The sequence below is a fragment of the Nocardioides sp. NBC_00368 genome (assembly GCF_036090055.1).
Classification (GTDB): Bacteria; Actinomycetota; Actinomycetes; order Propionibacteriales; family Nocardioidaceae; genus Nocardioides.
The window spans coordinates 5,355,275-5,374,272 of sequence record NZ_CP107970.1; the positions used below are offsets into that span (position 1 = coordinate 5,355,275).

The 18,998-nt window shown below is 70.1% G+C and carries 19 protein-coding genes; 14 read left to right on the forward strand and 5 right to left on the reverse strand.

What is annotated here, in order from left to right; all coding sequences use genetic code 11:
• The first annotated feature begins 67 nt into the window (after positions 1-67).
• From OG984_RS25655 to OG984_RS25665, 3 genes are all read left to right on the forward strand, one after another.
• Entirely contained in the window at positions 68-664 is a 597-nt protein-coding gene (locus tag OG984_RS25655; RefSeq protein ID WP_328528956.1) for a hypothetical protein, read from the forward strand.
• Between the two features lie 274 nt (positions 665-938).
• The gene (locus OG984_RS25660; protein ID WP_328528957.1) at positions 939-1,349 is read left to right on the forward strand and encodes a type II toxin-antitoxin system PemK/MazF family toxin; all 411 of its coding nucleotides are present in this window, start codon (positions 939-941) and stop codon (positions 1,347-1,349) included.
• A gap of 142 nt (positions 1,350-1,491) precedes the next feature.
• The gene (locus tag OG984_RS25665) at positions 1,492-2,820 is read left to right on the forward strand and encodes an ABC transporter substrate-binding protein (RefSeq protein ID WP_328528958.1); all 1,329 of its coding nucleotides are present in this window, start codon (positions 1,492-1,494) and stop codon (positions 2,818-2,820) included.
• A 121-nt stretch (positions 2,821-2,941) separates the two neighbouring features.
• Here the strand turns inward: OG984_RS25665 and OG984_RS25670 are convergent, their stop codons facing one another.
• Positions 2,942-4,210: a ribonuclease D gene (locus OG984_RS25670; RefSeq protein ID WP_328528959.1), complete on the reverse strand. Its 1,269-nt coding sequence runs from the start codon at positions 4,208-4,210 to the stop codon at positions 2,942-2,944.
• Positions 4,207-4,845 carry a DUF3000 domain-containing protein gene (locus OG984_RS25675; RefSeq protein WP_328528960.1) on the reverse strand — a complete coding sequence of 213 codons (639 nt, stop codon included), beginning with the start codon at positions 4,843-4,845 and terminating at the stop codon, positions 4,207-4,209. The genes OG984_RS25670 and OG984_RS25675 overlap by 4 nt, the downstream gene beginning before the upstream one ends.
• Before the next feature lie 70 nt (positions 4,846-4,915).
• Between OG984_RS25675 and hemE the strand changes: the two genes are divergently transcribed.
• Entirely contained in the window at positions 4,916-5,998 is a 1,083-nt protein-coding gene (gene hemE / locus OG984_RS25680) for a uroporphyrinogen decarboxylase (RefSeq protein ID WP_328528961.1), read from the forward strand.
• Here the strand turns inward: hemE and OG984_RS25685 are convergent.
• Positions 5,977-6,891 carry a LysR family transcriptional regulator gene (locus tag OG984_RS25685; protein WP_328528962.1) on the reverse strand — a complete coding sequence of 305 codons (915 nt, stop codon included), beginning with the start codon at positions 6,889-6,891 and terminating at the stop codon, positions 5,977-5,979. The two genes, hemE and OG984_RS25685, sit on opposite strands and share 22 nt — an antisense overlap.
• 141 nt (positions 6,892-7,032) lie before the next feature.
• On the opposite strand from OG984_RS25685, the gene OG984_RS25690 reads away from it, so the two are divergent.
• From OG984_RS25690 to OG984_RS25715, 6 genes are all read left to right on the forward strand, one after another.
• Positions 7,033-8,274 carry an acyl-CoA dehydrogenase family protein gene (locus tag OG984_RS25690; protein WP_328528963.1) on the forward strand — a complete coding sequence of 414 codons (1,242 nt, stop codon included), beginning with the start codon at positions 7,033-7,035 and terminating at the stop codon, positions 8,272-8,274.
• A gap of 161 nt (positions 8,275-8,435) precedes the next feature.
• A complete protein-coding gene (gene sfnG / locus OG984_RS25695; RefSeq protein WP_328528964.1) occupies positions 8,436-9,542 on the forward strand; it encodes a dimethylsulfone monooxygenase SfnG in 1,107 nt (368 codons plus the stop codon).
• On the forward strand, positions 9,539-10,747 hold the full coding sequence (locus OG984_RS25700; RefSeq protein WP_328528965.1) for an SfnB family sulfur acquisition oxidoreductase: 1,209 nt from the start codon (positions 9,539-9,541) through the stop codon (positions 10,745-10,747). Before sfnG ends, OG984_RS25700 begins: the two co-directional genes overlap by 4 nt.
• 31 nt (positions 10,748-10,778) lie before the next feature.
• Entirely contained in the window at positions 10,779-11,927 is a 1,149-nt protein-coding gene (locus OG984_RS25705; RefSeq protein ID WP_328528966.1) for an LLM class flavin-dependent oxidoreductase, read from the forward strand.
• An 11-nt stretch (positions 11,928-11,938) separates the two neighbouring features.
• A complete protein-coding gene (locus OG984_RS25710) occupies positions 11,939-13,285 on the forward strand; it encodes an MFS transporter (protein ID WP_328528967.1) in 1,347 nt (448 codons plus the stop codon).
• Positions 13,285-13,782: a flavin reductase family protein gene (locus tag OG984_RS25715; RefSeq protein ID WP_328528968.1), complete on the forward strand. Its 498-nt coding sequence runs from the start codon at positions 13,285-13,287 to the stop codon at positions 13,780-13,782. The genes OG984_RS25710 and OG984_RS25715 overlap by 1 nt, the downstream gene beginning before the upstream one ends.
• A 74-nt stretch (positions 13,783-13,856) precedes the next feature.
• On the opposite strand, the gene OG984_RS25720 is transcribed toward OG984_RS25715, so the two are convergent.
• The gene (locus OG984_RS25720; RefSeq protein ID WP_328528969.1) at positions 13,857-14,561 is read right to left on the reverse strand and encodes a DNA alkylation repair protein; all 705 of its coding nucleotides are present in this window, start codon (positions 14,559-14,561) and stop codon (positions 13,857-13,859) included.
• A 100-nt stretch (positions 14,562-14,661) separates the two neighbouring features.
• Here OG984_RS25720 and OG984_RS25725 point away from each other — a divergent pair, with 100 nt between their 5' ends.
• Both OG984_RS25725 and hemG read left to right on the forward strand, forming a co-directional pair.
• Positions 14,662-14,973, forward strand: coding sequence for a ribosomal protein L7/L12 (locus OG984_RS25725; RefSeq protein ID WP_328528970.1), 312 nt, complete (start codon positions 14,662-14,664; stop codon positions 14,971-14,973).
• Between the two features lie 44 nt (positions 14,974-15,017).
• Complete coding sequence (gene hemG, locus OG984_RS25730; RefSeq protein ID WP_328532391.1) at positions 15,018-16,331, forward strand: protoporphyrinogen oxidase; 1,314 nt, start codon at positions 15,018-15,020, stop codon at positions 16,329-16,331.
• A gap of 77 nt (positions 16,332-16,408) precedes the next feature.
• Here the strand turns inward: hemG and OG984_RS25735 are convergent, their stop codons facing one another.
• The gene (locus tag OG984_RS25735; protein ID WP_328528971.1) at positions 16,409-17,362 is read right to left on the reverse strand and encodes an alpha/beta hydrolase; all 954 of its coding nucleotides are present in this window, start codon (positions 17,360-17,362) and stop codon (positions 16,409-16,411) included.
• A gap of 58 nt (positions 17,363-17,420) precedes the next feature.
• On the opposite strand from OG984_RS25735, the gene hemQ reads away from it, so the two are divergent.
• Both hemQ and OG984_RS25745 read left to right on the forward strand, forming a co-directional pair.
• Positions 17,421-18,140, forward strand: a complete 720-nt coding sequence (hemQ, locus tag OG984_RS25740) for a hydrogen peroxide-dependent heme synthase (protein ID WP_328528972.1) — start codon at positions 17,421-17,423, stop codon at positions 18,138-18,140.
• Between the two features lie 149 nt (positions 18,141-18,289).
• Positions 18,290-18,997, forward strand: a complete 708-nt coding sequence (locus OG984_RS25745; protein ID WP_328528973.1) for a WXG100-like domain-containing protein — start codon at positions 18,290-18,292, stop codon at positions 18,995-18,997.
• Position 18,998 lies beyond the last annotated feature (1 nt).

Sequence of the window (18,998 nt, forward strand, 5' to 3'; positions counted from 1 at the left end):
TCTGACAGGGCGACCAGTCCTTCGAACGACGTGTTACATGGCCGCGGCGGCCGCTACGCTCGATCTGATGCCCAGAGAGTTTCATTCGCCGATGCGTCCCGGGGACGGCTTCTTCGACTCCCTCCTCGGGGGCGACGACCCTGCCCTGGTGCAGGAGGCGGCTGACGCGGCGGCGACGGCGCTCGTGCGCGGTGCGCGGGAGAGCGACGACCCGGCGGTCGCCGAGCGGATCCTCCATCTGGCCGAGTCCGAGGGCATCGAGACGATCGCGGAGGTGTGGTCGAGCTCGCCGGCGGAGTCGCTGGCCGGCTGTCTGTGGCGGCTCTACCTGCTCCGCAGCTGGGTCTACGCCGACCCGGTCGGTGCCGCGCGCGAGTTCGAGGCGGGACGGGCGAAGGCCCAGGTTGCGCAGGTCGTGGCCGGAGTCGCGGAGCCCCCGGGCCCGCAGGAGCTCAAGGCGATGGTCGACGAGGTGCTGCGCGGCATCGCGGGCAGCGACTTCGCCGTCGTGCTCCTTCGCGCTGCCGCCTTCTCCCGTGTCATCGCCGCCGGGCGGGCGGCCCTGGACCCGGATGCGGCCGCCAAGGACGTACGCAACATGCTGCAGCTCTCCGAGCAGCTCGAGGCCGCGGGGCACGCCGAGCTGGAGCAGCGGCTCACGTAGTTGCTGCTGAAGCGGAGCCCGAAGCGATGGGTCCTGCTGAAGCGGAGCCTGAAGCGATGGGTGCGGTAGCCTCCTGATCGCTTTGATGTGGCTGAGGTTGGCGGCACCGTTACACTGGTCGCCGAGCACGTCGGGCTGCGGCAGCCCCGGGTCCCAACTTCAGCCGCTACGAGCGGCCTTGCGCCGTGAGGCGCTCCCGGTCCGGCGTGTTCATCTAATTTTCCGATGTTCCTCGGCCGGGTGGCCAGACGAAGCCACCGACCCAGGAGCCGAAGTGACCGACACCCAGCCCGCCTCGCGCGAGGGCGCCATCTCCTACGAGCCCGAGATGGGCGACGGCAACGCCGACCCGGGCGAGGTCGTGTGGGGCTGGGTGCCCTACGAGGATGACGAGACCCAGGGCAAGGATCGCCCCGTTCTGGTGATCGGCCAGAAGGCCGGCGTACTCCTCTGTCTGATGCTGACCAGCAAGGACCACGATCGTGACGAGGCCCAGGAGGCCCGGTACGGTCGGCACTGGATGGATGTCGGCACCGGAGGGTGGGACCGCCAGGGCCGGCCCTCGGAGGTTCGTCTGGACCGGCTGATCCGGATGGACCCCGCCGATGTACGCCGTGAGGGCGATGTGCTGGCCAAAGAGATCTTCGATGATGTGATCAAGGCCGCACGCGATCACCTCGCCTGAGGTCTTCTTCTCAGGAAGTGTCCAGGTACGTATCGTAAAGTGAATCGCTGGTAAACCGGGTCTGTGGTTCCATCACAGACCCGGTCCTGGTGTTGAGATGGAGGAAATGGTGCGGCGCACGCGGTTGGCAACGGCGCTTCTGGTGACGGTTCTCTCGGTGTCGCTCGCCGCCTGCGGCGGTGAGCCGGCCTCGAAGCCCTCGCCGAGCACCGCGACGAAGGCGCCGACGAAGGTGAAGCTCGTCTTCGGGGTCTCCGGCCACAAGACACTGGTCGACACCTACAAGCAGCTGGCGGCCGAATACACCCAGAGCGTCCCCAACGTCACCGTCGAGGTGAAGTCCTGGCCGACCGCGGACCAGCTCACCGCGGCGGTCAACGGCGGCGAGAAGGTCGACGTGGTGCTGACTCCGCGCGCCGACGTCGAGATGTTCGCCGAGGACAAGCGGATCCAGCCCGTCGACACCCTGCTCGAGGCCCGCAACGTCGACTTCGGTGACAAGTACTCCCGCGAGGCGATGGAGGACTTCTCCGTCGAGCGTCGCCTCGAGTGCATGCCCTACTCCGTCTCGCCGCAGGTCGTCTACGTCAACACCGGGCTGATCGACTTCGACGCCATGAAGGAGGAGGGTCTCCCGACCCCCACCGTCCGGGCCGACGGCTCGCTGCGCGGCTGGACCCTCGAGCAGTTCGGCTCGGCGATGACCTACGCCGCCGAGCACCACAAGGGGGTCCGGGGCACCTACGTCGAGCAGAACCTCTCCGCGCTGATGCCCTGGCTCGCCGGCGCCGGCGCCACGCTCTTCGACGACCCGCTGGCTCCGACGTCCACGGCGCTCGGTGATTCGGCCGGTGCCTACGAGGACCTGGTCGAGGTGCTCGCCCAGCCCAACGTGCTGGCCACCCCGAAGGACCTCGGCGGCCGCACCCCGTTCCAGGCCTTCAAGCAGGGCCGACTGGTCGCGCTGGTCGGTGACCGCTCGTTGGTCTCGGACCTCCGGGCGACCGACGGCATGGAGTGGGACGTGATGCCGATGCCGGGTGGCAACGGCACCACCGGTGACTACGCCGGCCTGTGCATGGGCTCGGAGACCGCCGATCCCGACGCCACCGCCGACTTCCTGACCTACCTCATCTCGACCGAGTCGGTCGTGAAGATGGTCCGCACCGGCCACTTCGTGCCGGTCAACTCCGAGGTCGGCTACGCCCCGGTCTTCACCCAGCCCGAGCGCAACCCCAGGAACGCCCGCATCTTCACCGACACCGTGCGCGACATGCAGGTCCTCCCCGAGGCCACCCAGCTCGCCCGGCTCCAGAAGGTCGCCGCCGTCGCGGTCCGGGGATCGCTCGCGGTCGCCGAACCCGACCAGGTCGAGGAGTTCGCGGTCCAGATCGACGAGCTCTCCAAGACCGTCTTCCCCCAGCCGACGCCGTCGACCTCGCCGTCACCCTCCACCTCGCCCAGCTCCTAGCTGCCGAGGCGTCGGCCCGGTCGGCCGAGGCGTCGCGTACGTCGGCTGAGACGTCAGGCGGATGTCACCTCGGCCAGGGCGAGTGACGCTTCGACCGACGGGGCTGGCTCTTCGACAGGGGTCAGGACTCGAGGTCTGCGTGCAGGACGGCGTCGGTGAGCAGCGGGGCGGTGAGAGCGATCTGCCAGCCGCGCGCGCCGAAGCCGGAGAGGAGCTCGATGATGCCGTCGAGCAGGGCGCCGGGGTCCCGGGTCTTCGGAGGCGTCCACATCGCGCGACGCAGGAAGTCGGGGGTCAGGAGGTTCTCCGCCGGAAGGTTGCGGGCCTCGGCGAGGGCGTTGACGGACTCGCGCGCCAGCGCGAGGCGCCGGGCGGCGACGGGGTCCTTGTCGGCCCACGCGCGCGGCGGGGGAGGACCCTCGGCGCGCGGTGACCGCACCGGCAGCTCGTCCTCGTCCATCGTGAGCGCGCGGTTGAGCGCCTTCACCCACGAGGTCACGTAGCGCTCGGCGCCACGGCCGTGGAAGCCCTTGAGCCCGAGCAGCGCGGCCTTGTCCTGCGGGAGGTCCTGTGCGGCGGCCACGATCGCGGCATCGGGGATGATCCGGCTCGGGGTGACGTCACGCTGCTGCGCGATCCGGTCGCGCTCGGTCCACAGCTCACGCACCGCAGCGAGTCCGCGCCGACCACGGACGCGGTGCATGCCGGAGGTGCGCCGCCAGGCATCCGTACGCACCGGCGCCTCGAACCCGCGCAGCCAGTCGAACTCCTGGCGGGCCCAGGCGTCCTTGCCCTGTGCGACGAGCTCGGCGGCCAGCGCCTCGCGCAGCTCGACGAGGACCTCGACGTCCAGCGCTGCGTACTCCAGCCAGGCGTCCGGCAGCGGCCGGGTCGACCAGTCGGCCGCGGAGTGCTCCTTGAGCATGGTGAAGCCGAGCACCGTCTCGACCAGGGTGCCGAGGCCGACCCGCGGATAGCCCAGCAGACGCCCTGCGAGCTCGGTGTCGAACAGGGCGGCCGGATGCAGGCCGAGGTCGCTGAGACAGGGGAGGTCCTGGGTGGCGGCGTGCAGGATCCACTCGGTGCCCTCGAGCGCCTCGACGAGCGGCTGCATCGTGGTCAGCTCGATCGGGTCGATCAGCCAGATCCCGGAACCCTCGCGGCGCAGCTGGATCAGGTAGGCGCGGTTGGAGTAGCGGTAGCCGGAGGCACGCTCGGCATCGATCCCGACCGGTCCGGTCCCGGCGGCGATGGCCGCCGCGGCCTTGGCCAGGCCCTCGTCGGTGTCGGTCACCGGAGGCAGCCCGTCACGCAGGGTCAGCAGCGGTGCCGGAGCAGCATCTTCAGGTGTGTCCGGCCCCGTCTCGGCCTCGGCGTTCTCTTCGATCACGCGCCTCGCTGCCCTCGCCGGCTCGGTATGACGGTGACGCCCTCCGGCACCGGAGGAAGTCCCGCAGCCGTGCAGAGCAGCTCGCCCCATGCCTCGGTGTGCGGTCGCAGGTCCAGGTCGCCCGAAACGCTCCCCACCGGAGTCCAGGAAGCGCGGATCTCGATCTGGGCGGTGCCGTCCTCATCGGCCATCCCGCCATAGGACTCGGTGGCGACGCGGGTCACCGTGCCGGCAGCGGCGACGTGCTCGGCGCCGTGACCGGACAGCGCGTCGAGAAGCCAGGACCAGCCGACCTCACCCAGCAGCGGGTCGCTGATGTGCTCGACGTCGATGTCGGCCCGTGCGTACGCCACCAGCCGGAACGTGCCGGGCAGTCCGTGCACCGTGCCCCAGGCGTCGTTGCCGTCCGGGTCGTGCAGCAGGATCAGTCGTCCGGTCGCCACGTCGACGTCGCCGACGGTCACGTCGGCCGACAGTGCCGCGGCGTACGGAGCGATCCGTTGCGGCGCCGGCATCTCCTCGGCCAGCACCTCGGGCCGGAAGGTCGCGGCGCGCATTCCTTCCGCGGCGGACCGGAACACGGCAGGACCGCTCTCCGGCCCCGCGGCGGGACGCGACTCTCCACGGACGACCATGTGAACAGGGTATGTCTTCTGCGCGATTCGCGATGTGCGTACACGCCGCACCGGATGGGACCATTGCCCGGTGGCCGCTGTACACATCCCTGGAAACACCGCTGACGCGCTCGCTTCCTCCCCGTTCCTGCAGGCGCTCGCCGGGCAGAAGCCGAGCCGGACGCCGGTGTGGTTCATGCGTCAGGCCGGCCGCTCGCTGCCCGAGTACCTGAAGGTCCGCGAGGGCATCGGCATGCTCGAGTCCTGCCAGAACACCGAGCTGATCACCGAGATCACCCTCCAGCCCGTACGCCGCTACGGGGTCGACGCGGCCATCTTCTTCTCCGACATCGTGCTGCCGCTGAAGGCGGTCGGGGTCGACCTCGAGATCAAGCCCGGTGTCGGCCCCGTGGTCGCCGACCCGGTGCGCACCATGGCCGACGTGGAGGCGATCCCGGACCTGACTCCGGAGCACGTCCCCTACATCACCGAGGCCGTCCAGACCCTCACCGGCGAGCTGGCCGGCATCAACGGCGGCACCCCGCTGATCGGTTTCGCCGGCGCCCCGTTCACGGTGGCCTCCTACCTGGTCGAGGGCGGCCCTTCGAAGGAGTACGCCAAGACCAAGGCGCTCATGTTCGGTGCTCCCGACGTGTGGGACGCCCTGATGCGCAAGATCGCCGGGATCTCCGGCGCGTTCCTGGAGGTCCAGGTCCGCGCGGGTGCCTCCGCGGTGCAGCTCTTCGACTCCTGGGCCGGCGCCTGCACGCCCGCCGACTACGAGCGCCACGTGCTGCCCTACTCCACCGAGGTGATGACCCGGATCGGCGAGCTCGGCGTCCCGCGGATCCACTTCGGCGTCAACTCCGCCATGCTCCTGCCGCTGATGGGCAGCGCCGGTGCTGAGGTCGTCGGTGTCGACTGGCGCACCCCGCTGGACTGGGCGGTCGACCAGCTCGGTGACGGCTTCGGCGTCCAGGGCAACCTCGACCCCGCCCTGGTCTTCGCGCCCACCGAGGTGATGCTCGAGCAGGCCGGGAAGATCATCGAGACCGGCCGCCGGGCCAAGGGCCACGTCTTCAACCTCGGTCACGGTGTCATCCCGAGCACCGACCCCGACCAGCTCGCCCGCCTCACGGAGTTCGTGCAGAGCTACGAGCCGGCCGCGGGCTGAGCTCGGGCAGCCGTCTCGACGAGCAGGTCGAGCAGGCTGCGAGCTCCCGAGGTCGTACGTGCGTTGTGCCGTTGCACCGCGACCATCGTCACCCGGGAGCGATCTCCGGCGAGGGGGCGCACGGTGATGTGTCCGCCGGTCTCGCGCGGGTCGCCGACGACGCTGTAGTCCGGGAGCAGGGTGAGCCCGAGGCCTTCGCCTACCATCATCTTGCCCATCTCGGCGCCGTCGGTGGCGTGCCAGTGACGGGGGAGGTCGCGACCGAAGACACGGTGGGCGAAGCGGTACATCAGATAGCCCGAGCGCATGCCGACGAACGGCTCCTCGCGGAGCTCGTCGACGGTGATCTCGTCACGCGCGGCGAGCGGATGGCCGGCAGGTAGCACGACGATCGGCCGCCCGTGGAGGAGCGCGGTGCCCTCGACCGTCGGTGGCAGGTCGTCGCCGTCGAGCAGGTTGACCAGGCCGATGTCGACCGTGCCCTCGGTCAGGGCGAGGTAGATGTCCTCCTGCACCATCGTGCGTACCTCGACGCTCGTGCGCGGATGCTCGTCACTGAAGTGGTGCAGGGTCGGGAGAAGCACGGTCGAGGTGCCCGCGTGGACGGTGCCGACCCGGACCGAGCTGACCCCTGCGTGCTGGTCACCTGCGGCAAGGCGGAGCCGGTCGACGGCTTCGAGCACGTCGGACATGGAGTGCAGCAGATCCTGACCCTCACGGCTGATCCGGGCGCCTGCCCGGCGCCGGTCGAGCAGGGTCACGCCGAGCTCGCGCTCGAGCTTGGTGATGGCCTCGCTCAGCGCCGGCTGGGAGATGTGGAGCTGCTCGCTCGCGCGGCGCAGCGAGCCGTGCTGCGTCACGGCCGCGATGTACTCCAGCTGCTCGATCCTCATGTCGCTCCCTTGGGGGTGATCGGTCATCCCGAGCGGGTGATCGGTGATCGCTGGCGTCCATCCGGCGCCCGCACGCCCATTCTCTACTAATTTAGTCGACTAAGGATGCAGGTTCCACGACACAAGACTGAGAGGGCGCGAATGACCACAGAGGCTGTACGCAACGCCGCGGAGTTCGGAGCGGCACCCACGACCCCCGAGGGCTGGATCGACCGGGCGCGCGAGGTGGCCACGCGTCTCTCCGTGGACGCGGTCGCCCGCGACCGGGCGAACCAGGTCCCGACGTACGAGGTGAACCTGCTCAAGCAGAGCGGTCTGGTCACCCTGCTCGGGCCCGTCGAGCACGGCGGCGCCGGCCAGGACTGGACGACCGCGCTGCGCGTCGTCCGGGCGGTTGCCGCGGGGGACGGCTCGATCGGGCAGCTGCTCGGCTACCACTACCTCTGGGCCTGGGCGGCGCGACTGGTCGGCACCCCGGAGCAGATCGCCGCCGTCGAGCAGCTCTACACCGAGAACAACTTCTTCTTCGGCGGCGCGGTCAACCCCCGCGACGACGACCTGGTGATCGAGGTCGACGGCGACGAGCTCGTCTTCACCGGTCGCAAGTCGTTCTCGACCGGCGGGCGGATCTCCGACCTGACCGTGCTCGAAGGTGTGATCGAGGGGACGGCGAAGCACGTCTTCGCGATCGTCCCGACCCAGCAGGAGGCCATCGTCTTCGCCGGCGACTGGGACAACCTCGGCCAGAGGCTCACCGAGTCCGGCGCCGTGGAGATCAACGGCGTGCGGGTGCCATGGGAGTCGGCGGCCGGTTACGTGAGGCAGGGCGACGGCGCGTACGAGTTCGTCCCCCGGGTCTACAACACGCTCAACGTGCCGATCATCCAGCTCGTCTTCACCAACTTCTACCTCGGCATCGCCGAGGGCGCCCTGGCGACCGCCGCGACCTACACCCGCGACACCACTCGTGCCTGGCCCTACGCCGCCGACGTCAAGGAGAAGGCGAGCGAGGAGTTCTACATCCAGGAGGCGTACGGCGACCTGACCTCGAAGCTGTGGGCGGCCCAGGCGCTGGCGGAGCGGGCGGCGGGGCTGATCGAGGCCATCAACGCCCACGCCGACGAGGTCACCGAGCAGGAGCGCGGTGAGGCCGCGGTCGTGATCGCGGCGGCCAAGCAGGTCGCGATCGACGTCGGTCTGGAGATCGGCACCAGGGTGTACGACCTCACCGGTGCCCGGGCGACCTCCAACAAGGTCGGTCTGGACATCGCGTGGCGCAACATCCGGACGCACTCGCTGCACGACCCGGTGGCGCACAAGCGGGCCGAGGTCGGGCGCTATGCGCTGCTCGGCGAGATCCCCGCGCCGACCTGGTACACGTGAGCCGCCCTCGGTGATCAGCAGGGCCTCTCGCCCGGAGGCTGCCTGATAGGCGGCACCAATCACGGGATCGGGTCTTCCGGTGGTCCACATCGGAAGACCCGGTCTCGCCCTCTGTTTAATCCGATAAGTTTAATAGACATTAGCGATCCAAGGAGACCAGCATGACTTCACCGGCAACCGAGCCCCTGAAGTTCGCCTACTGGGTGCCCAACGTCAGCGGCGGCCTCGTGGTGAGCAAGATCGAGCAGCGCACCGACTGGAGCTACGAATACAACAAGAAGCTGGCGCAGCTGGCCGAGAGCAACGGCTTCGAGTACGCCCTCTCCCAGGTGCGCTACATGGCCTCCTACGGCGCGGCCTACCAGCACGAGTCGACCTCGTTCTCCCTCGCGCTGCTGCTGGCCACCGAGCGGCTGAAGGTGATCGCCGCGGTCCACCCGGGGCTCTGGCAGCCCGGCGTACTCGCGAAGTGGCTGGCCACCGCCGACCACATCTCCGGCGGGCGGGCGGCGGTCAACGTCGTCTCCGGCTGGTTCAAGGACGAGTTCACCAAGCTCGGCGAGCCGTGGCTCGAGCACGGCGAGCGCTACCGCCGCTCGGAGGAGTTCATCCGCTACCTGCGCGAGATCTGGACCAGCGACGCCGCCGAGCTGAACGGCGACTTCTACCGGCTGCACGACTTCGACCTGAAGCCGAAGCCGCTGGCCAGCGAGGGCCGGCCGCACCCCGAGATCTTCCAGGGCGGCAACTCCTCCGACGCCAAGGCGATGGCCGGCCGCGTCTCGGACTGGTACTTCGCCAACGGCAACACCCCCGAGGGCCTGGCCGCGCAGATCCAGGACGTCAACGCCGTCGCCGAGCCACTGGGCCGCCGGGTCCGGTTCGGGATCAACGGCTTCATCGTCGCGCGCGACACCGAGAAGGAGGCGCGCGACACCCTCCGCGAGATCATCGACAAGGCCGACCGGGAGGCCGTCGAGGGCTTCGGCTCCGCGGTCAAGCAGGCCGGGCAGTCGACCGGCGACAAGACCGGGATGTGGCAGGACTCCAGCTTCGAGGACTTGGTCCAGTACAACGACGGTTTCCGCACCGGGCTGATCGGCACACCCGAGCAGGTCGCCGAGCGGATCGTGGAGCTCAAGCGGGCCGGCGCCGACCTGATCCTCGGCGGCTTCCTGCACTACCTCGAGGACGTGGAGTACTTCGGCCAGCGCGTGCTCCCGCTCGTGCGTGAGCTCGAGGCCCAGCAGCTGGAGCCCGTGGCTTGAGTGCGACCGAGATCGTCCGGCTCGACGCCGAGACCGCGCCCCTGGTCGCCCGACGGGTGGCCGAGGAGCTCGCGCTCGCCGACGGCGCCCGCGACCGGGACCGGGCGCTGCCCCACGACCAGGTCAAGACGTACGCCGCCGCCGGGCTCGGTGCGCTCACCGTCCCGCTCGAGTTCGGCGGTCCCGCGCTCCCGGCCACGACCGTGGCGGAGGTGTTCCGGCTGATCTCCTGGGGTGATCCCAACGTCGGACAGGTGCCGCACAGCCATTTCGTCTTCCTCAACCAGCTGCGACTGAACGGCACGCGCGAGCAGCAGCAGCGGATCTACAGCGAGGTGCGGGCCGGAGCGCTGGTCGCCAATGCGCAGTCCGAGTTCGGGACCAAGCACGTGCGAGACATCCGGACCACCCTCACCCCGGCCCGGGAGGAGGGCGAGTGGCTGCTGAACGGCGAGAAGTTCTACTGCACCGGCTCGCTCTTCGCCGACTACCTCGCCGTCCTCGCCCGGCGTGACGTCGACGGGCCGCTCCATGTGGCGTGGGTCCGCACCGAGACCTCGGGCGTCGAGATCATCGACGACTGGCACGCCGTCGGGCAGCGTACGACCGGGTCGGGGACGGTGCGCCTCACCGACGTCGTGGTTCCGGACGAGTGGATCACCCCGTTCGCGATCACCTTCGACGTGCCGACGACCTACGGCGCGTTCGCGCAGCTGCTGCACGCGGCCATCGACGCAGGGATCGCCCGGCGTGCGCTGGACGAGGCCTCCGCGTTCGTGTGCACGAAGTCCCGTCCCTACGCCGACGCCGTCGCGATCGCCGGCGTCGAGACGGCGGCGCAGGACCCGCTGGTCGTCCAGGCCTTCGGCGAGATGGAGCTGGCCGTACGCAGCGCCGAAGCGCTCCTCGCCGAGGCCGGGCGACGCGTGGACGAGGCCGACGCCGACCTCACCGAGAGCTCGGCCGCGGAGGCGAGCCTCGCCGTGGCGGCCGCCCGGGCGTCGACCGCCAAGGTCTCGGTCGACGTCACCAGCCGGCTGCTCGAGGTCTCCGGTGCCCGGTCGGCTCTGACGGCCACCAACCTCGACCGCCACTGGCGCAACGCGCGCACCCACACGCTGCACGACCCGGCCGCCTGGAAGGTCCAGCACCTCGGACGGTGGGCCGTCGACGGCACCCCACCGCCGCGGCACGGACAGATCTGACATCCCACATCCCCCACGCGAAAGGCAGATGATGAGCGCCCTCAAGTTCCACTGGTTCCTCCCGACCAACGGCGGCGACGGCCGTCACGTGATCGGCGGCGGCCACGGCGTCAGCGCGCTGGCCGCCGGCCGTCCCGCGACGGTGCCCTACCTCGGCCAGATCGCCCGCAGCGCCGAGCAGCTCGGCTTCGAGGCGGCGCTGACGCCGACCGGGGCGTGGTGCGAGGACGCCTGGGTGACGACGGCGATGCTCAGCTCGCTCTCGGATCGGCTGAAGTTCCTGGTCGCCTTCCGGCCCGACTCCGTCTCGCCCTACCTGGCCGCGCAGATGGCAGGCACCTTCCAGAACCTGTCCGGCCAGCGGCTGCTGCTCAACGTCGTCACCGGCGGCGAGGACCACGAGCAGCGGATGTACGGCGACTTCCTCGCCAAGGACGCGCGGTACGAGCGGTGCGGGGAGTTCCTGCACATCGTCCGCCGGCTCTGGGCGGGGGAGACGGTGACCTTCTCCGGCGCGCATCTCTCGGTGGAGAACGCCCGGCTGGAGCAGCGGCCGACGCCGGTCCCCGACGTCTACTTCGGCGGCTCCTCGCCGGCCGCGCTGGAGGTGGCCGCCGAGCACGCCGACGTCTACCTGACCTGGGGCGAGCCGCCGGCCGCGGTCGCCGAGAAGATCGCGCGCGTTCAGAAGCTGGCCGCCGACCGTGGGCGTGAGCTCCGCTTCGGGATCCGCCTCCACTCGATCGCCCGGGACACCTCCGCAGCCGCCTGGGCGGAGGCCGACCGGCTGCTGGAGAACATCTCCGACGAGGACATCGAGCGAGTCCAGGCGGGGCTCTCCCGCAGCGTCTCGGAGGGCCAGCGGCGGATGCTGGAGCTCAACCAGGGCTCGCGCGACGGGCTCGAGATCCACCCCAACCTGTGGGCCGGGATCGGGCTGGTCCGCGGTGGCGCCGGCACGGCGCTGGTCGGCTCCTACACCGAGATCGCCGACCTGATCGAGGCCTATCACGCGGTGGGGATCACCGAGTTCGTCCTCTCCGGCTACCCGCACCTGGAGGAGTCCTACTGGTTCGGCGAGGGCGTCCTGCCCGAGCTCGCCCGCCGGGGCCCGTGGTCCCACCCCGCCCCTGTCGTCGGCCGAGGGGCTGCGGTGCCCTTCGGCGCCGCGGCCCGGTAGGGAGGTCTGCGATGTCTGCGGTCACCCCCAAGGCCACCGCCGACCCGAAGCGGGTCGCCCTCGCGGCCTCGGTCGGCGCCACCATCGAGTGGTACGACTTCTTCCTCTACGGCACCGCCGCCGGCCTCGTCTTCGACAGGCTCTACTTCAACGGGCTCAGCGGCACCGCCGCGACCTTTGCCTCCTTCGGCACCTTCGCCGTCGGGTTCCTCGCCCGCCCCGTGGGCGGCCTGATCTTCGGGCACTTCGGCGACCGGATCGGCCGCAAGACCATGCTGATCTGGACGCTCGTGATCATGGGCATCGGTACGTCGCTGGTCGGGCTGCTCCCGACGTACGACTCCATCGGGGTGCTCGCCCCGATCGCGCTCGTGGTGCTGCGGATCCTGCAGGGGATCGGTGTCGGGGGCGAGTACGGCGGGGCCGTGCTGCTGGCCACCGAATATGCGCCGAGGGGGAGGCGTGGGCTCTACGGGAGCTTCGCGCACATCGGCGTCCCGGGCGGGCTGGTGCTCGCCTCGGGAGCGTTCGCGATCGCCTCGCAGCTGCCCGACGCGGCGTTCCTGGCGTGGGGATGGCGGGTCTGCTTCCTGATCTCGATCGTGCTGCTCGCCATCGGCGCCTGGATCCGGCTCTCCATCATGGAGACGCCGTCGTTCCAGGAGGTCCAGGCGGAGAAGAAGGTCTCCAAGCTGCCGGTCGGCGAGCTCTTCCGCCGTCAGCCGCGCACGCTGCTGCTCGGGATGGGCACGCGGTTCGTCGAGGGGTTCACCTACAACCTCTACTCGGTGTTCCTGCTCTCCTACGCGGTGACGGACGCAGGCCTGAGCCGGTCGGTGGTGCTCAACGCGATCATGGCGGGAGCGCTGCTGGGTGTGGTCACGACCATCGCCGCCGGGGCGCTGAGCGACCGGTTCGGTCGGCGCCCGGTCTACACCGTCGGAGCCGTGCTGGGCCTGGTGATCGCCTTCCCGGTCGCGGCCGCGGTGCAGTCCGGAGCGGTGGTGCCGTCGGTGGCGGCGTTCATCGGTGGGCTGGGCCTGGTCTACGGCACCGTCTACGGGCCGCTGGCGGCGTTCTGGAGCGAGCTGTTCGACACCCGCTACCGGTTCTCCGCGCTCAACGCGCTCTACCAGATCTCTGGAGTGGTGGCCTCCGGGCTGACGCCGCTGATCGCGGCCGCCCTGGTGGCGCTCTCCGACGACCGCTCGCTGTGGTGGGTGGCCGGCTACAACGTCGTGGTCGCGGCGATCAGTCTGACCTGCATGTGGCTGCTGCCGGAGACCCGAGGCGAGAGGCTGCGGGACACGGCGGTGGATGAGGCGCGGGCAGAGCCCGCACGAGAGGTGGTGGCGTGATGTCCGGTCCGCTGCGTACGAACCAGGATCTCGACCCGGCCGCGCTGCGGCAGGCCTTCGGGGTCTTCCCCAGCGGCGTGGTGGCGGTCGCCGCCGTCGTCGACGACCGCCCCGTCGGCCTGGCGGCGTCCTCGTTCACCTCGGTGTCCCTGGATCCGCCGCTGGTCTCCTTCTCGGTGGCCAGGACCTCGAAGACCTGGCCCGACCTGCGTCGCTCCTCGCACCTGGGCGTCACCGTCCTCGCCGAGCACCACGGCGAGGTGTGCCGCCAGCTCGCCGGTCCCGTCGACTCCCGCTTCGACGGTCTGGTCGTCAGCGAGTCCCGCGACGGGGCGCTGACCTTGGACGAGGGCCTGGCCCGGTTCGACTGCACCGTCTATCGCGAGGTCGAGGCCGGCGACCACATCGTCGTACTCCTCCAGCTCCACGCCGCCGACCACGGCGCCGGCCAGCCCCTGGTCTTCCACCGCTCCAACTTCGGCCGGCTCGCCGGGTGAGGTTGTCCAGCGGGAAAATTCCCGCCATGGCGGGGTTCTGCACCTGCAGCCTCGCCGGTGCACGCGGACGGCCCTCAGAAGTGCTTGAGTGCCTCGCGCCGGGCCAGCCCGGAGAGGCGGTCGTCGTGGTCGTCGACCCAGCTGCGGACCCAGACCGGGTCGGTCTTCGCGTACTCCCGCAGCGCCCACCCAACGGCTTTGCGGATCCAGAACACCTTGCCGTGGAGCGAGTCCTCCAGGTTCAGGTTCAGCACGCGGTCGAGGAGGACCGGGTCGGTCTCGGCCTTGTGTCGTGCCTGGCTGAGGATGGCCGTACGCCGCACCCAGATGTCGCTGTCGGCGGCCCATTCCGCGATGACTGGCGTGACCCGGTCGCGGTGAGCGAGCAGCACGGGGCCGACCAGATGCTGAGCGATCTCGTCGACCAGATCCCACCAGGCGCCAGTGATGGCGAGATGGTGGTAGAGGGCGAGTCGGTCCGGGTGCGCCGCGGCCTCACGATGCGTACGCCACCGGAACAGGGCAAGCGCGGCGTAGCGCTCCTCGCGGTGAGTGGCCTCGTCCCAGAGGCGTTCGGTCGCGGCCAACCACGCCGTCTCGTCCAGAGGGTGTGCCTGGAAGCACTCGCGCGTCAGCCGTTTCATCACCGGTGATGCGATCCCGTGGAACGGCATGTCCGACTTCATGTAGGCCTGCATCTGCGGTGCCCGCCCGGGATCCGCGGCCTCTGCCATCCGCTCGTGCAGGTCGCGGATCAAGGCATCGCCAGGCTCGGACATGGGCCTGATCGTACGAAATGTCCACGGTCGTTACGGGTGGGGTGTTTGAGGCGCCTCATGCGTCACATGCGTAACCATCGTGTGCGCTACGGTCGTCGACATGGAGTTCGCCGCGGTCGGGACCATCGCCCTCGTGCTGATCATGGTCATGTTCGTCTACGTCATCGCGATCGACATGGCGATGAAGCAGGCTCGGCGGGACATGGCACGACGGATCGGACGCGTCAACGACAAGCTCGACCTGCTGCTCGCCCAAGCCGGCGTACGGATGGCCACGCCGGACGTTCCGCGTCTCGACGAGATCCGTGAGCTCGCCCGTTCAGGGAAGAAGATCCACGCGATCAAGCTCTACCGCGATGTCACCGGGGTAGGTCTTGCTGAGGCGAAGGACGCCGTCGAGCAGCTCGCCTGACTCAGGATCTGCTCAGTGCAGGATGAAAGACTGACCTGGTGCGAGTGATCGTCGTAGGGGCAGGCATTGCCGGGCTGACAGCAGCGCGTGATCTGTCGTCGAAAGGACACCGGGTCACGGTGCTGGAGGCATCGGACCGGGTCGGCGGGAAGATCCGTGGGGAGTCGGTCGCCGGGCAGTTGGTCGACGTCGGTGCGGAGGCGATGCTCAACCGCCGACCCGAGGGCGTGTCACTTGCTCGTGAGCTCGGCCTCGAGATCGTGCACCCGACCGACGCGAAGTCCTCGATCTGGTCGCGCGGCGCGCTGCGGCCGATCCCACGCTCGATCATGGGCGTACCCCTCGATCTGCCTGCGCTGGAGTCGGCCGGTCTCCTCTCCGAGGAGACCCTGGAGGTCGTACGCCGCGAACCCACGCTCCCACCTGCGAAGACGGACGAGGACATCTCGGTCGGTGACTTCATCGCTTCGCGGTTCGGCGACGAGACCGCCGATCGGCTCGCGGACCCGTTGCTCGCCGGGGTGTACGCCGGCCATGCCCGGGCGATCTCGGTGAAGGCGGCCGCGCCGCAGCTGTTCATGCTCGCCGAGAAGGGATCGCTGCTGGAGGCCGCCGCGGCGCTGCCGGCCTCCGACGTCCCGGTCTTCGCCGGGATCGACGGCGGCATGTCCCGGCTGCCCAGGACCCTCGCCGAGGGCCTCGACATCCGGCTCGACACCCCGGTCGACACCATCACCCGGACCCCGCAGGGCTTCTTGGTCGAGCACAGCCTGGTCGAGACCGGCGGTGAGGTCGAGGCGGCCGACGCGGTCGTGGTCGCCACCCCCGCTCCGGTGGCCGCGAGACTGCTCCGCTCGACCGCCCCGTCGGTCGCCCGCGAGCTGTCCGGGATCGAGACCGCGAGCGTGGCGGTGGTGACCTTCGCCTTCCCCGAGCTTCCCGCGGAACTGGCCGGCAGGTCCGGGTTCCTCGTCCCGCCGGTCGAGGAGTGCGCGATCAAGGCGTCCACCTTCTCCTTCGCCAAGTGGGCGTGGGTGGGGGCGCGCGGCAACTACCTGCGTACCTCCATCGGGCGCCACGGCGAGCCGCCCTCGGACGACGACGACCGCCTGGTCGCCGACTCCCTCGCCGCCCTGGCCGACATCGCCGGCATCACCGCGACGCCGACCGACGTGCACGTCCAGCGCTGGACCGACGCTCTCCCGCAGTATCCCGTCGGTCACCTCGACCGCGTCGCCCGGATCCGCCAGGGGCTCCGCGCGGTGCCTGGTCTGGCCCTCGCCGGAGCCTCCTACGACGGCGTCGGCATCCCCGCCACGATCGGCTCGGCGCACCGGGCAGCGGCCGAGATCGGCTGAATGCTCACCGAGGCGATGTCCTGAGCCTGCCGAGGTGACTCGGCGAGCCCGCACTGACTTCGTGGAACTCCGCGAAGTCAGTGACCGCTGACCGAGTTACCTCGGTCGACATCCCGCAGGAACTCCACGATCCCCGCAAGCGCCTCAGGAGCCGCCGGCGCGACCCCGGGCAGCGACATGAACCCGTGGAACGCGGTGTCGTAGTCGACCAGCGAGACCGGCGACCCGGCAGCACGCAGCGCCTCCGCATACCGAGTCCCGTGGTCGCGGATCGGGTCGTGCAGCGCGGTGATGATGTGGGCCGGCGGCAGGTCGGCGTGCGAGGTGGCCCGCAGGGGAGAGGCCTGCCAGGACTCGTCGCCGTAGCGCTCGCCCATGTAGAGGTGGCCGAAGGTGCTCATCTGCGTCGAGGTGAGCACCGGCCCGTTGGCGTTGGCGGCCTCGGAGGGGAACTTCTCGTACATCTCCACCGCCGGGTAGATCAGCACCTGAGCCCGCACCGACGGCCCGCCCGCATCGCGAGCCATCAGGGACACCACGGCAGCCAGGTTGCCGCCGGCGCTGTCGCCCATCACCGCGATCCGCGACGGGTCCCCGCCCAGGTCGGCGGCGTTCTTCGCGACCCATTCCAAGGCGGACCAGGCGTCCTCGACGGCGGCTGGGAACGGATGCTCGGGGGCCAGCCGGTAGGACGGCGCGATCACGATCGACCCGGTCTCCGCGGCCACGTGCGAGGAGACCCACGCGCTCTGCTCCGGCGTCCCGAGACACCAGCCGCCACCGTGGTAGTTGATGACGACCGGTGCGGCCTCGCCGACACCAGGAGGCGTGTAGATCGCGAAGCGGCGGCCGTCGACGTACGTCTCCTTGACCTCGACGTCCGCGGGGCGGCCGAAGAGGAAGGCGGTGACCGGGCCCGTGCGGAGCCCCTCGCGCTGGGCGCGCAGCGCGATCATCTCCTCGGCGTTCAGCGGAGTCTTGACCAGGCGCTCCTGGAGGAAGGCGAAGATGCGGGTACGCAGCGGCAGCATGCGCTCACCATAGAGCCCGGTGGGGACCCGGTGACCGGCCTTGGCGCAAAATGGGGGCATGACCGACCCGCAGGCCGACATCAAGTCCAACGCAGCCAAGATCAACGAGCTCAACGCGACCATCCGCTACACGATGTGGTCGGTCTTCTCCCTGGAGGAGACCCTCGGCGACGCCGACCGCAAGGCCGAGGCGGTCGAGGTCGAGGAGCTCTTCGCCGCCTTCGCCGGGGAGGACATCGTGGTCCGTGGCACCTACGACGTGGCTGGCCTGCGCGCCGACGCCGACGTGATGTTCTGGCTGCACGCCGACTCCTCCGACAAGCTCCAGTCGGCCTACCACCGCCTGCGCCGCACCGCCTTCGGTGGCCGCCTGGTGCCCGTCTGGTCGCAGATGGCCCTGCACCGCCCGGCGGAGTTCAACCGGAGCCACCTGCCGGCGTTCCTCGCCGACGAGCGCACCCACGACTACGTCGCGGTCTACCCGTTCATCCGCTCCTACGAGTGGTACCTCCTCGACGACAAGGAGCGCCGCCGCCTCCTCGCCGAGCACGGCCAGATGGCGCGCGACTACCCCGACGTGCGGGCCAACACGGTCCCGTCCTTCGCGCTCGGCGACTACGAGTGGATGCTGGCCTTCGAGGCCGACGACCTCTCCCGCATCGTCGACCTGATGCGCCACCTCCGCGGCTCCGAGACCCGTCGCCACGTACGCGAGGAGGTGCCGTTCTACACGGGTGCCCGCGTCGACGTCGCCGACCTTCTCGAGCGCCTTCCCTGACCGCTCGGCCGGGTCCCGGAAATACGCTGTCGGCCCCCGTAGGTCTCCACTAACCTCGTCCGTCGCGGTGGCACGTGCTCGGGTTCGACTGCCGATCCCGTCATGGTCGCCTGATCTCCAAACGACCGCGGGAGGGCAGAAGTGTGGGGATGACGATCCCGGGAGAGCTCGATTTCGTACTCGACCTGCTCGGCTACGAATGGCCGAACGTCGACGAGGATGCGGTCCGTGACGCTGCGCAGCTGCTGCGCGGACTCGAGTCCGACCTTCGGGGCACCCTCGACGACCTGCAGGTCCGGGTCAACGAGCTCGGAGACGGAGCCAAGGCCCAGTCGACGAATGCCCTGATCAGGGCCTGGACCGAGAACCGTACGGCCAACATGGATGCGGTGCTCGACGCGCTGCCCGGGGTCGCGACCGGGATCGATGTCGCCGCCGACGCGATCGTCGCGCTGAAGGTGAAGGTGATCGCCGAGCTGACGATCACCGCCGCGCAGATCGCGGCTGCCGCCGCGACCGCGGTGGTCACCGCCGGCCTCAGCGTGGCCGGCAACGCCGCACTCATCGCGGTGCGGAAGAAGGCGCTCGACATCGCCACCGACATCGCGATGGAGGAGCTCATCGGTCAGCTCGCCTCCATGGTGGTCGAGCCGCTCACCGGAACGATCGCCGAGCTCGCCATCGCGATCGCCGACGCCCCGTTGGTGACCGACGGGGACGCGACCGCCGCGACCGAGCTCAGCTACGACGTGATGGAGCAGATCGCCTCGGCGCTCAACGACTGTGGCGCGGATCAGTACGACCTCTGCACCACTTTCGCAGCCGAAGTGTCCGCCCTGCCCTTCTTCGCCTCCTAGG